The organism is Nisaea nitritireducens (assembly GCF_014904795.1).
Lineage (GTDB): Bacteria > Pseudomonadota > Alphaproteobacteria > Thalassobaculales > Thalassobaculaceae > Nisaea > Nisaea nitritireducens.
In genome coordinates, this window is the sequence record NZ_JACZFS010000004.1 from 16,083 (window position 1) to 28,574 (window position 12,492).

The 12,492-nt window shown below is 60.0% G+C and carries 14 protein-coding genes; 7 read left to right on the forward strand and 7 right to left on the reverse strand.

The window, feature by feature from the left end; genetic code table 11:
• The first annotated feature begins 2 nt into the window (after window positions 1–2).
• On the forward strand, window positions 3–614 hold the full coding sequence (locus IG629_RS00510) for a LysE family translocator (RefSeq protein ID WP_193170039.1): 612 nt from the start codon (window positions 3–5) through the stop codon (window positions 612–614).
• On the opposite strand, the gene IG629_RS00515 is transcribed toward IG629_RS00510, so the two are convergent.
• Together IG629_RS00515 and IG629_RS00520 are read right to left on the reverse strand one after the other, a co-directional pair.
• Complete coding sequence (locus IG629_RS00515) at window positions 534–2,072, reverse strand: sensor histidine kinase (RefSeq protein WP_193170040.1); 1,539 nt, start codon at window positions 2,070–2,072, stop codon at window positions 534–536. The two genes, IG629_RS00510 and IG629_RS00515, sit on opposite strands and share 81 nt — an antisense overlap.
• The gene (locus IG629_RS00520) at window positions 2,065–2,571 is read right to left on the reverse strand and encodes a YHS domain-containing (seleno)protein (protein WP_193170041.1); all 507 of its coding nucleotides are present in this window, start codon (window positions 2,569–2,571) and stop codon (window positions 2,065–2,067) included. The genes IG629_RS00515 and IG629_RS00520 overlap by 8 nt, the downstream gene beginning before the upstream one ends.
• Before the next feature lie 192 nt (window positions 2,572–2,763).
• On the opposite strand from IG629_RS00520, the gene IG629_RS00525 reads away from it, so the two are divergent.
• The 3 genes from IG629_RS00525 to IG629_RS00535 are packed head-to-tail and all read left to right on the forward strand — an operon-like array spanning window position 2,764 to window position 5,827.
• Complete coding sequence (locus IG629_RS00525; RefSeq protein WP_193170042.1) at window positions 2,764–3,702, forward strand: hydroxymethylglutaryl-CoA lyase; 939 nt, start codon at window positions 2,764–2,766, stop codon at window positions 3,700–3,702.
• Window positions 3,703–3,706: 4 nt separating this feature from the next.
• Window positions 3,707–4,858, forward strand: a complete 1,152-nt coding sequence (locus tag IG629_RS00530; protein WP_193170043.1) for a CaiB/BaiF CoA transferase family protein — start codon at window positions 3,707–3,709, stop codon at window positions 4,856–4,858.
• A 6-nt stretch (window positions 4,859–4,864) separates the two neighbouring features.
• A complete protein-coding gene (locus tag IG629_RS00535; protein ID WP_193170044.1) occupies window positions 4,865–5,827 on the forward strand; it encodes a dimethylarginine dimethylaminohydrolase family protein in 963 nt (320 codons plus the stop codon).
• A 27-nt stretch (window positions 5,828–5,854) separates the two neighbouring features.
• On the opposite strand, the gene IG629_RS00540 is transcribed toward IG629_RS00535, so the two are convergent.
• Window positions 5,855–6,079 carry a DUF1674 domain-containing protein gene (locus IG629_RS00540; protein ID WP_193170045.1) on the reverse strand — a complete coding sequence of 75 codons (225 nt, stop codon included), beginning with the start codon at window positions 6,077–6,079 and terminating at the stop codon, window positions 5,855–5,857.
• A gap of 117 nt (window positions 6,080–6,196) precedes the next feature.
• Here IG629_RS00540 and htpX point away from each other — a divergent pair, with 117 nt between their 5' ends.
• Window positions 6,197–7,060 (forward strand): zinc metalloprotease HtpX, encoded by an 864-nt coding sequence (gene htpX, locus IG629_RS00545; protein WP_193170046.1) that lies wholly within the window; start codon window positions 6,197–6,199, stop codon window positions 7,058–7,060.
• Here htpX and IG629_RS00550 read toward each other — a convergent pair.
• Window positions 7,057–8,415: a methyl-accepting chemotaxis protein gene (locus IG629_RS00550; protein ID WP_193170047.1), complete on the reverse strand. Its 1,359-nt coding sequence runs from the start codon at window positions 8,413–8,415 to the stop codon at window positions 7,057–7,059. The genes htpX and IG629_RS00550 overlap by 4 nt on opposite strands.
• Window positions 8,416–8,604: 189 nt before the next feature.
• Between IG629_RS00550 and IG629_RS00555 the strand changes: the two genes are divergently transcribed.
• Complete coding sequence (locus IG629_RS00555; RefSeq protein ID WP_193170048.1) at window positions 8,605–9,903, forward strand: RsmB/NOP family class I SAM-dependent RNA methyltransferase; 1,299 nt, start codon at window positions 8,605–8,607, stop codon at window positions 9,901–9,903.
• Window positions 9,904–9,953: 50 nt separating this feature from the next.
• On the opposite strand, the gene IG629_RS00560 is transcribed toward IG629_RS00555, so the two are convergent.
• From IG629_RS00560 to IG629_RS00570, 3 genes are all read right to left on the reverse strand, one after another.
• On the reverse strand, window positions 9,954–10,283 hold the full coding sequence (locus IG629_RS00560) for a putative quinol monooxygenase (RefSeq protein ID WP_193170049.1): 330 nt from the start codon (window positions 10,281–10,283) through the stop codon (window positions 9,954–9,956).
• Between the two features lie 5 nt (window positions 10,284–10,288).
• The gene (locus IG629_RS00565) at window positions 10,289–10,930 is read right to left on the reverse strand and encodes a LysE family translocator (protein WP_193170050.1); all 642 of its coding nucleotides are present in this window, start codon (window positions 10,928–10,930) and stop codon (window positions 10,289–10,291) included.
• An 84-nt stretch (window positions 10,931–11,014) separates the two neighbouring features.
• Complete coding sequence (locus IG629_RS00570; RefSeq protein WP_193170051.1) at window positions 11,015–11,770, reverse strand: phytanoyl-CoA dioxygenase family protein; 756 nt, start codon at window positions 11,768–11,770, stop codon at window positions 11,015–11,017.
• Between the two features lie 124 nt (window positions 11,771–11,894).
• Here IG629_RS00570 and rpe point away from each other — a divergent pair.
• On the forward strand, window positions 11,895–12,492 hold a 598-nt coding region (gene rpe / locus IG629_RS00575; RefSeq protein WP_193170052.1), incomplete at its 3' end, for a ribulose-phosphate 3-epimerase.

Below are 12,492 nucleotides of genomic sequence, written 5' to 3' on the forward strand. Positions count from 1 at the left end.
TCATGACACTGGAAACTGCGCTCGCGTTCGCGCTCGGTATGGTCATCCTGATGCTGACGCCCGGGCCGTCCATGCTGACAACCATCGCCAAATCTCTCGCTACCGGGTTTTGGACAGGTTTCCAGTACAATATCGGCGTCTGCATCGGCGATCTGATCTTCCTGATGCTGGCCATTTTCGGGCTGCAGATTATTGCCGAGCTGCTTGGCGAGATCTTCATCGTCGTGAAGTTCGTCGGGGCGGCTTACCTGCTCTGGCTCGGCGCCAAACTGTGGCTTGCGACGCCGGAACCCATGGATGCCCGTCCACAAGCTTCGAAAGGCCTGTTCCGGGAGGTTATGGCCGGCATCCTGATCACTCTCGGCAACCCGAAAGTCATCCTGTTTTACGGGGCGTTGCTGCCCACCTTTGTCGACCTCGAAACGCTGACGGCGCCGGATATCGCCATCCTCGCCGTGATCGTTGTCGCGGCGATCCTGATGGTGAACAATTTCTATGGATTGATGGCTGCCAGGGCCCGCAGGATCTTCCGGTCAGGCCGGGCCGTGAAGGTACTGAACAGAAGCGCGGGTAGCGCGATGATTGGTGCCGGGCTGTATATCGCCACCCGTTGAAGGACCGGTTTCCGGGGTTTCAGTCACCCGCGACGGCGGCAGGAGAAGCGAGACGGCGGAGCCGCCGGTCGGCGGGTTGCTGATTTCGAGTGTACCGCCGTGCATTTCAGCCAGGATCTTGCAGATCGGCAGGCCAAGGCCTGTGCCATGGTAGCGGCGCTCATCGATCTCGCGAGACATAGCAAGAGGAATGAGCAGACGCTCTATTTCCGCTTCCGGAATCATTTTGCCACTATCGTGCACGGTGAAAGACGCCGTGCCGCCGGGAGATACGGCGAAGGTAAGTTCTACCTTCCCGTCTTCTGGCGTTTTGCGTAGCGCATTCTCCAATAATTTCCCGAGCAGCGTGCCAATGAGTTCTGCATCGACATTGAGAGCATAACCGAGCGTCGGACGATTGACGGTCAGGCGGACGCCCTTGTTACGCGACAGAGAAGAGGCGGTATTTTCCGCGCGCCGTAGCAGCATCTCGACTTTAACCGGGGCGAAGACAGGCTCGACCTCGCCCCCTTCCAGCTGGGTGAGATCAAGAATATTCTCAATCAGGTACAGCAGATGCCGGGCCGCCTGGTTGATATTGCCAGCATAGCTGAGATACCGGTGGATCGTGTCGGGGCCGAACCGCTGACTGCTGACGATTTCGGAAAACCCGACGATCGAGTTCAGAGGTGTACGGAGCTCGTCAATCACGCGTCCGACGAAATCGGATTTGGACTGGTGCGCACGCTCGGCTTTCACACGCAGCCGGGTCAGATCGCTTTCAGTTTTCGTCTGCCGCAATTGCAGGGCGTTATAGGCGGACACGACCTGGCCGATCTGGTCCTCGCTGTCCCAGTCAATCGGGATGCGCGCGCCGCTTTCCCGCTGGATGCGGATGGCGGTCAGCATTTTGTCGAGTGGCTGGCTCACCGTTGTCCGCAAGACCAGATGCGCAGCGACAGAAGCCGCGGCGAGCAAGGCGAGACCGAGCAGGGCGATGCAAAACAGTGTGTATGTCAGCCGATCCACGGCCGGACCTTCACTCATGCTGATGACGAGTGTGCCGACCCTTTTGTAACTGTTTTCGCCCATGTAGTTGATGGCAACCGCGCGGGTCAGGGGCGCGTTCTGATCAGGTAAGTCGCCATACTGATTGAGGGCGGCACCGCTATTGTCCAGTACCGCAATCGTGGCGACATCCCGGTCGGCAATAGTCTGTGCGACAAGCAATCCTATGCGGTCATTCCGGCCTTCTGCCACGGCTTCGCCCATAAGCAGTGATTGCCTGGAGACCAGAGTGTCGAGCTTGGACTCGAGACTGCTGAGCGCTTCCCGGTAGGCGATTGTGCCATAGATGGATATCAGGACTGTGAAAACCGCCAGGATGATAGGCACAAAACGCGTGAGATAGCGTGCGCTGATGGATGTCAGGCGGATGGGATGCACGGTCCAGTCGGGATCGGAGGGAGGATTACTCATTGAGGACAGCCGCCGGCACAGGCTTGATGACGGGCCACGTGCGGTCCGCAATGGCAATGTTCTTGTCGAGTTCCGCTTTCCAAAGGGTCTGTGTGGCCCGGTCCAGCTGCAGGTATAGTTTGCCGTCGACGATCATGAACACTTCCGGATCACCGTCGAATTTCTGGCCAACGGCAACCCCATAAGCGCAAAAGCCGCCATAGTGAGGCCCATAGAGGCGCGGTTCCCTGAGAAATTCCTCCCGGTTATTTTCATCGGCAAAATAGTAGGTGGCACCACCATGTTTGGCGGCGATGCCGGGTTTGCCGGGCGTTGCCCGATTGTCCGTGAAATAGGACACAGGGTCGTAACCGCGAAGGGCGAGGCCGTTTTGATCGAGATTGAGGTCCGGAGAGGCGCCGAATGCCTGCGCGCAGCAGAACAGAGCCGCGAAAACAAAAGCGGCTATGAATGGCGCAACCCCTGAATTTTGGCGGGTTTTTCTCTGACTTCGGTGCATCGTGTGAACTCGCGAATTATTGTCAGAATTACTATCCGGGAATTTCGTTACCAATTCCTAAACGACCGTTCCACCTCCGGGATCCGGAACAGGATTTGTTCCGACACGGCGGCTGGATTGCGTCGTCGAATTCGCTAGGATGCCGTCAAAATGCTAACTCGTCGTAAATGACACTCAACAGGAGCAAAAAAAATGGCAAGGCCGACACGGGTGGAAATTACTGAGGTCGGGCCGCGGGACGGCCTTCAGGCGGAGCCTAAATTCGTTCCGACAGAATTGAAGATCAAACTGATCAACGATCTGATCGATGCCGGCGTCAAACGTATGGAATTCTCTTCCTTCGTCTCTCCGCGCGCCGTGCCGCAGCTGGCGGACGTTCTTGAGGTCCTGAATGGCGTTGACCGGTCCAAGGGCGCGGTGCTCGCTGCCCTGGTGCCGAATGTGAAGGGCGCGATCCGCGCCGCCGAGGCCGGTGTCGATGAGATGATTGTCTTCGTCTCCGCCTCCGAGAGCCACAACAAGAAGAACGTGAACCGGACGGTCGACGAGTCGCTGGCCGGTTTCGCCCAGGTGGCCAAGATCGCCGAGGAAGCGAAGATCCCGGTTTCGGCCGCGATTGCAACTTCCTTCGGCTGCCCGTTCGAAGGAAACGTTTCGGCCGAACGGCTTGGCTATATCGCCAAGCATTTCGTTGATTTCGGCTTTCAGGGGGTTGCGCTCGGCGACACCACTGGCATGGCGACGCCGCCGCTGGTGACCCGCAATGTGCGCTACCTGAAAGAGCATGTGCCGAGCTTGCCGATCCATCTGCATTTCCACAACACGCGCGGTATCGGCCTGGTGAACGTGGTTGCCGGCCTCGATGAAGGCGTCACGCATTTCGACAGCTCATTCGGCGGCGCCGGCGGGTGCCCGTTCGCACCGAAGGCGACCGGGAACATCTGCACCGAGGATCTGGTCTATCTGATGCACGAAATGGGTATCGAGACCGGTATCGATCTCGGCAAGCTGGTCAAGATCGCCAACATTGTGGAGGAAGCGCTCGAGCACCCGCTGCCGGGTCAGGTGATGAAGGCCGGGCCGCGGCTCGACCTGCATGCCATGGGGGACGTGCAGACGGCTGTGGGCTGATCCCATGCCGCTTTCTGACATCAGGGTCATCGACCTGACGCGAATTCTCGCCGGACCGTTCTGTACGCAATTGCTGGCGGATATGGGGGCGGACGTCATCAAGATAGAACCGCCCGCTGGCGATCCGGTTCGTGTCCAGGGGGTGGTCCGCGACGGGGTGAGCTGGTATTTCGCCCAGTTCAACCGGAACAAAAAGTCGGTCGTGCTCGATCTCTATACGGACGAGGGAAAACAAACCCTCGCCCGGCTGATCGAGGGGGCGGATGTGCTGGTTGAAAACTACCGGCCGGGCGTGCTGGACAAGATGGGGTTCGATCAGGCGCGTCTCGATGCGCTGAACCCCGATCTTGTCTTCACCAGCGTCAATGGCTACGGATCGACCGGGCCCTATGTCGACCGGCCGTCCTTCGACTTCATTGCCCAGGCCATGAGCGGGTTCATGAGCGTGAACGGGGCGGACGGCGGCGATCCGATGCGTGCCGCGCCGCCGATGAGTGACCTGATAGCCGGGCTCTATGCCGCTTTCGGAACGCTTGCAGCGCTGCATGCCCGCAAGCGGATCGGAAAAGGGCAGAGGGTGGAATCCTCCCTCACTGGCGGCCTGATCAGCATGCTCGGGTATCTTTCGGCGGAATATTTCGCCACCGGGGAGGTGCCGAAGCGGACCGGTAACGATCATCCGATCGTTGCGCCCTACGGTCTGTTCACCGCGTCCGACGGCATGGTTGCTGTTGCTCCGTCGAACGATGCCTTTGTGGTCCGCTTTCTTGAATGTATCGGGCTCGGGCATCTGTTGGAGCAATCCGATTACGCGACGAACGAGCGCCGGGTACGGAACCGGCCGTCCCTGAACGAACACATCAATACGCGGATGGCGGAACAGCCGGTGGATCACTGGATCGAGGCGATCAACAAGGCCGGCTGTCCGTGCGGGCGGGTGATGAATTTGGAAGAGGTCTTCACCGACCCGCAGGTTCTGGCGCAGGATCTGGTCTTGGACGTGGCGCAGCCGGATGGTACGACCATCCGCATGACCGGGTTCCCGGTTAAACTCTCGGACACACCGGCACAGCTGCGCCATCCGGTCCCGTCACTTGGCGGCGATACGGAATCCGTGTTGGCTTCGTTGTCTCCGGCGGTCAAGAAAACAGGATAAACCGATATGAGTGATCGTAAGGGGCTGTTCAACACGTCCGCCTATGGCGGGCCGGGCTGGTCCGGACGGGACCGAACCCACCGCGAGGAGATTGGCGATCTCTGGGCGCCATCGGGTATCGATAGCGAATGGGCGCCCCTTAAAAGCGTGGTCATGCACCGTCCCGGTGCGGAGCTCGACATCTCCCACAACGATCCCGATGCCGTGCAGATGCTGGCGCCGGTTGATCTGGCTCTTGCCCGTGCCCAGCATGATGCGATCGCTGAAGCTTACCGCGCGAACGGCGTCGAGGTTCATTATGTCGACCCACCGGCAACACCGACGCCGAACCAGATGTTTTGCGCCGATCTTTTCGTGATGACGCCTGAAGGCGCCATTCTGGCCCGCCCGGCCTCGACTGTCCGGGCCGGCGAGGAGCGACTGATCGCGCGCCGGCTGGCAGATATCGGCGTGCCGATCCAGAGTACCCTGCGTGGCAATGCCCTTTTCGAAGGCGCGGATGCGATGTGGCTCGATCCGGAAACGGTGATGGTCGGCATGGGGCAGCGGACCAATGCCGAGGCCGTGGGACAGATTGATGATCTGATGACCGGCATGGGCGTCGAGGTCATCCCGGTCGATATGCCGTTCGGTTGCATGCATTTCATGGGATTGCTGCGGATCGTCGACAAGGATCTGGCCGTTTGCTGGTGGCGCCGCACACCACACGCCACGGTGCGGGCGCTGGAGGAGCGTGGGTACGAGATCATCTGGCTGCCGGAAGGCCCGGACCTCGAGCTTAACCGGGCGATGAATATCGTCACCCTGGCGCCGCGCAAGATCCTGATGTGCGCCGGTTACGAGTCCGTGCAGAAGGTGTATGAAGACGCCGGTGTCGAATGCGTGACGGTGGATTGCTCGGAGCTGGTGAAAGCCGCTGGAGCCATGGGCTGTCTTACCGGTGTGGTGCACCGGGAAGCGGTCGGTTAATCGGCCGCTAGGCAACAGCCCCGTTGCTCAGAAGTCGGTGACCCGGCCTTTATGTTCCCAATCGCCGAAGCGGGTCGGCTCGGGGCCGTCATAGCCGCCGATCTCTTCCTGACCGGGCGTGCCTTTCGTCTCCGGCTTCAGTTGAGGCGGGGTGACGAAGCTTTCGGCGTCGACCGGTTTCGGCGCCCTGTCGGGTGACGGTTTCGTGCCGCTGACGGTGACTTGCGTGAAGGTGCGTTTTGTCTCGCTCATAAACTATATATGGCCCTTGATAGACGCCGCGCCAAGCCTTGATCCGTTATCCCCGATGCCCATTTAACAATCGTCCCGGCCATGATGCCGGATAACGGAAACCTTCAAGAGGGATAGATGGGCTACGCTCGCACCGCTTTGCTTTTGGCCGGAATGACGGCGCTGTTTCTCGGCGTCGGCTACATGCTTGGCGGCGAGGCGGGAATGATGATCGCGCTGGTCTTCGCGGCCGGCATGAATCTCTTCACCTACTGGAACGCCGACAAGATGGTTCTCGGCATGTATGGCGCGCGGGAGATCCAGCGCGCCGACCTGCCGTGGTTCCATGACATGATCCAGCAACTGGCGCGCCGGGCGGAACTGCCGATGCCGAAGGTCTATCTGATCGAACAGGATCAGCCGAACGCCTTCGCTACCGGGCGAAATCCGGAAAACGCGGCGGTGGCGGCCACGCGCGGCCTGCTGGAGCGGATGAGCCATGAAGAGGTTGCAGGCGTCATGGCGCACGAGCTGGCGCATGTGAAAAACCGAGACACCCTTATCATGACCATCACCGCGACCATCGCCGGTGCCATCTCCATGCTGGCCAATTTCGCCCTCTTTTTCGGTAACAACCGGAACAACCCGCTTGGGCTGATAGGCACGCTGGCGATGATGTTCCTGGCGCCGCTGGCGGCAATGCTGGTGCAGATGGCGATCAGCCGGTCACGCGAGTACGAGGCTGACCGGATCGGTGCGGAGATTTGCGGTCGCCCGCTCTGGCTCGCTTCGGCTCTGGCCAAGCTGGAGAAGGGCGCGGCCGCGATCGACAACCACGCCGCCGAGCGTAACCCGGCGACCGCGCATATGTTTATTATCAATCCGCTGCACGCGCATGCCGTGGACAGCCTGTTCTCCACCCATCCGAACACGCAGAACCGCATTGCCGCGTTACAGCGAATGGCCGGGGCGGGCAATACCGGTCGAGGGCCTTGGGACTAGTCGTCTTCTTCGTCGGATTGCTCCGTCACGTGGCCGGATAATTCGTCCAGAAGACGCATGACCTCCTTCGACGCCTCGCCGGCATCCCAGATCAATCGGATAGCCCCGTCCATGTCGCCGGACATGAAAGTCTCGGCGGCGGCGATCCCTGCGCGGTGGACCTCCTTGTGAGGCTCCATGAGGGCGGCCCAGGCGGGATGGCCGGTGAGCGCCGGGTCGGTTTGGGCGTCATACCATTTGCCCAGTCTGCAGCTATGGTGATCCGCCAGTTCCTGCGGATCGAGAAACGCGCGACCAGCAAGCATCTGGGCAAGCCGGCGCATCCAGATCATATGATCCGACTTCGCGGCATGGATCGTTGCGTTTGGAATTCCTTCCAGCACGTATGCCTCGATGCTGGTCGAGATTATCGGCGCGGTCCGCTCGAGAGATTCGATGGCTCCATCGATCAGCGAGACGTTTTCCGCACTCATCCGGGCAATAACGCCGACACCGCCCGCGATTTCCTCGGTCGCGGACTGTTGCTCGATCAGAATTCCGGAAATCTCCTCCATGCGGTCGGTCACGGAAGTGATGCCGCTGGCGAGACGATCCATTTCGGATCCTGCTGTTTCGATGGATTGCCGGCCAGTATCGACCGTTTCCGCGCCAGACTTCATAACGGTGACAATCGTATCCATCTCCGACCGGAGCTCGGTGATGCGTGAGCGGATATCGTCCGTGGCTTCGGCCGTCTGATTAGCGAGGGTCTTGACCTCGCCGGCGACAACAGCGAACCCCTTTCCGGCTTCTCCGGCCCGGGCGGCTTCGATCGTGGCGTTCAGGGCAAGCAGGTTGGTTTGTTTGGCGATCGCCTCAATGGTGGAGACGATCTCACCGATCCGGTTCGAGGCCTCGGCCAGCGCTCCAACCTTGTCCACGGCTGAATGTACAACCTCGAAAACGGCCCCCATGGCGGAAACCGCATTGGATGCGGCCTGTTTACCCGTATCGGAGACGGCGACGGCCTCATGTGCTTCCGCCGCGGCGGATTCGGAGGTCGCAGTGATGCTATTCACGGTGGCGGAAAGTTCTTCGACCGCGGAGGCGATGGACTGGGTGCGGGAGTCGACTTCCCGGACGGAGCGGGTCATCTCGGCAACCTGGCGCACGCTATCATTCGCGGTCACCGACATTTCGACCCACTGCTTGAGTTGGCCTTCGGCGTCTTGCGAATGGCTTTGGAACGAGGCGAGAACTTCAGCCGTTCGGTCGCCTAAATAGGGCTCAAGTAGATCTGCGTTACGGGCCAGCAGAGCGTCGACAAAGGAGTCCGGCAAGAGCACGATGTCGTCGAGCGCGATGGTTTCAGCCAAGACCTTGTCCTTCCGCATTTCTGAGTTCGGTACAAGAATCACCCGTTTTGGTTAAGAAATACCAAACGCATCCAGGCTTTATCTGCCAGTGATGGTTCGATGACCGTGCAGCAGGTCCGTGTGCGAATGCATGGCCGCCCTGCTGCGAAAATACTGGCCAGAAAACGGGGGCTGGGGTAAGCGACGGTTATGGAAACAGAGCGAAAACAGGACGTCTCCGCAGCCCGGAGCGTCGCCTTCGATATTCTTCGTGCGGTGCTGACCAAGGGGACGCCGCTGGACGATGCGCTGGCCGTACATGACGGCCTTAACCTACTGCCGCGCCGGGACCGGGGATTTACCCGCACCATCGTCGGCATGACATTGCGCCGGCTCGGCCAGATCGATGCGTTGATCGAGACCTTGATCGAGAAGCCCCTGCCGCGCCAGGCAACTGTTGTGCACGATATCCTCCGGCTTGCCGTCGCTGAGCTGCTGTTCCTCGATGTCGCGCCGCATGCGGCTGTCGATAGTGCGGTGACACTGGTGGAAAGCCGCGGCCATCCGAAATTCAAGGGCCTGGTCAATGCCGTGCTGCGCCGGGTCTCCCGTGAAGGCGCGGAGCGTCTGAAGGAGTTTCCGGTCGAGTTGAACTATCAGCCGTGGATGATTGAAAGCTGGCAGGCTTCCTTCGGTGTCGAGATCGCGCATGCCATCGCCGAATACTCTCTGACACAGCCGCCGCTCGATATTTCCGTCAGAAGCAATCCGGAAGGGTGGGCGGAAAAGCTGGAAGCCACTGTGCTGCCGACGGGGACGCTCCGCCGTGAATTCGACGGTGCGATCACTGGCCTGCCGGGTTTTGATGCGGGGGGCTGGTGGGTGCAGGACGCCGCCGCCGCGCTGCCCGCCAAATTGCTTGGCGATGTCAAAGGCAAACGGGTCTTCGATCTCTGCGCAGCACCCGGCGGCAAGACGCTGCAGCTCGCGTCCATGGGGGCAAATGTGCTGGCTGTTGATCGCTCCTCCAAGCGTCTGAAGCGGCTGGAACGCAATCTTGAGCGTATGGGGCTTCGGGCGGGTGTAGCTGTTGCCGATATCACCGGCTGGACAGCGCCCGACAGGCCCGACGCCATCCTGCTCGATCCGCCCTGTACCGCGACCGGTACCATCCGTCGCCACCCGGATATCCTGCACGCCAAGGGCATCGGGGACCTCAACAAGCTGACGACATTGCAGGCGAAGCTGCTGGCCAAGGCGGCGGGGATGCTGCAGCCGGGTGGGCGTCTGGTCTATTGCACCTGTTCCCAGCAGTCGGAGGAGGGCGAGGCCCAAGTTGCTCGCGCACTGGCCGAATTGCCGTTGGAACGCGATCCGGTGACGGTGGAAGAACTGGGCGGGCTGGACAAGCTGTTGACCCCGGACGGCGATGTCCGCACCGGCCCGCACCTTTATCCGGAACTGGGCGGGTTCGACGGGTTTTTCATCGCACGCTTCCGGCGGATATAGAGAGCAGTAGGTTCATGCGACCGAAGTAGTCAGGTGCTTCGGCAAAGTTCTTAAGCTATCTGCATGGGGACGAAAGGGACGCGCTGACGGTGAGCGGACAGCGAAACCAACTCGTCCACGACATTTAGAAAATGCGGCGCATTGTTGTGCGCTTCCCAGCCAGCTTCATCGACGTATAGCTCGTAGACGAAGAACGACAACGGATCGGTTGGCGAGCGGTAGGGCATGAAAAACTTCACGCCTTCTTCTGCCATTGTCGGCTCGATCAGGCCTTGCAGGATATCTGCAACGGCATCGCCTTGGCCTTCTTTGGCAACGATGTTGATGGCGACCACAAATCCCTTGTTGAGATTTGCGGCTGCAGGATCCGTATAAACCATTGCGCTCAGCTCCGGCTTGCCAGCAGGCGAAGACCTGCGAGGGCGAAGAAGGTACCGAGAATGCCCTGGATCACACGGCGTGACTTGCCGTAAAGCCGAACCATGATCGGCGTGGAAAACGCGACGGCGTAGAGAACGTGGATGGCGATAGACATCAGGAAGGTGCCGGCCACAATCGCAATGCCGACCGAGAAAGGCGCGCCGTCCTGTAATCCCAGGGAGATAATGGCGATCCAGGCCAATGCAGCTTTCGGGTTGGTCATCTGGATCATGTATCCGCGCTTGAAATATCCGACGGGACGAAGCCGTGCGCCGCTCAATTCCTTGGCTTCAATGTCGTGTAAGGACGCGGCGGACTTGAAGAACTTGAATGCGAGCCAAAGCAGGTAGATGCCGCCGAAGATCTTGATCAGCAAAAGTACTGACGCATAGGTCGCCAAAACTGCGGATAGACCGAAGAGGGTGAGCAAGGCCCATGTGAACGAGCCGCTTGCCACTCCCAGCGCCAGGGCAATTCCAGAGGGTCTGCCCACGCCCATTGATGTGCCTATCACGGCAAGGATGTTGGGGCCGGGACTTGCGATGGCCAAAAGAAAGGTGGAGTAGGCGAGCAAAATTCCGGGGAAATAAAAAGCGAGATCCTGCATGGCTTGCTCCATGTGAACAACTTAAAGTTCATGTTATGTTCTTATTAATTTATGGCGAGTATCCAAGCGTGTCAATTGCGGTGTTTATTGCGGCGAAAGAGGTGCCCTTAATTCCTCCGGGCGCATGCCGGTCATGGATTCCCGGGCTTCAGTGACAAGCGGACAATCAGCAATGCCCCATTGCAGAACGAGATTGCGCCGCTGAAGTGCCGATGCGTTCGGGGCGCCCCCATGCAGGACGAGCGGATGGATCGCGACAACGGAGCCGGGGGCGCATTCAGCCGCGACAAGACGGGGGTCGTTCTCTTCGGTGTCGCTACCGGAAACATCATCTGTGTGTGATCCGGCAAGGAAAGCCGTTGCTCCACTGTCGGTCTGCATGCCATCGAGGCAGATCATCATCCGGACCATTTTCGGCTCTGCCGGGCACATGTATTTGTTCGGGAAATCCCGATGCCAACTGATGCCGCTGCCGATTTCCGGTGCTTTCGTGGTGATGTTTGCGAAATGCAGTACGATATCCGGGGTGCCGAGCACCTGCTCGACAATGCCGGTCAGCCGCGTATCGACGATAAACCGCAGCAGCCCCGGATCGAACAATGTCGGGTCGCCGAGGATGAAGACCGCATCTTGGCCGTCCGGCAGTTCCCGGCCGTCGCGCTTGCGCGCCGGCTGCGCTTTCTCGAAGACACATGCAGCGGAAAGCTCTGGCTCCTGTCCGCCGAGGGCGCGCAGGTGCAGGGCATGGACGGCGGCACGCATTATTGTGAGATCGTCATGTCCGAAGATCGGAGCAGTGACGGCAAACCCGTCACGGTCGTAAGCGTTGAAATCGATCATTTTCGGGTCTTTTCAGGGCGTGTGCAAAGATTAGACTGGAAGCCTGTGTATCAGATCGCAAATGCTATCAGACTTCTTCGCCAGACTCCTTGTTCCCCGTCAGGCAACCTGTTAGGTGAAAGCCATGCAGCAGAACACACGAATAGCACCCTCCATCCTGGCGGCGGATTTTGCCCGGCTGGGAGCGGAAATCGAGGCCATCGACAAGGCCGGCGCGGATTATATTCATGTCGATGTCATGGACGGCCATTTCGTCCCGAATATCTCTTTTGGTCCCGCCGTGACCAAGGCGGTGCGCGGCAGCACGGCGAAGACGTTCGATGTGCATCTGATGATCTCGCCCGTCGATCCCTTCATCGAGGCTTTCGTCGATGCCGGCGCGGATATCATTACGGTGCATCCGGAAGCGGGCGCGCATACCCACCGCACGCTGCAGCTGATCAAATCGTTCGGCAAGAAGGCCGGGATCTCGCTCAACCCCGGCACGCCGGTCGAGGTGGTCGATAACCTGATCGATCTATGCGACCTGATCCTGATCATGTCGGTGAACCCCGGTTTCGGCGGGCAGAAGTTCATCGACAGCCAGTTGCGCAAGATCGAGGCGGTGCGGAAGAAGATCGACGCGACCGGCCGGACCATCGATCTCGAGGTCGATGGCGGGGTGACGATCGAAACGGCGCCGGGCTGTATAGCCGCCGGCGCCGACGTCCTGGTGGGCGGGG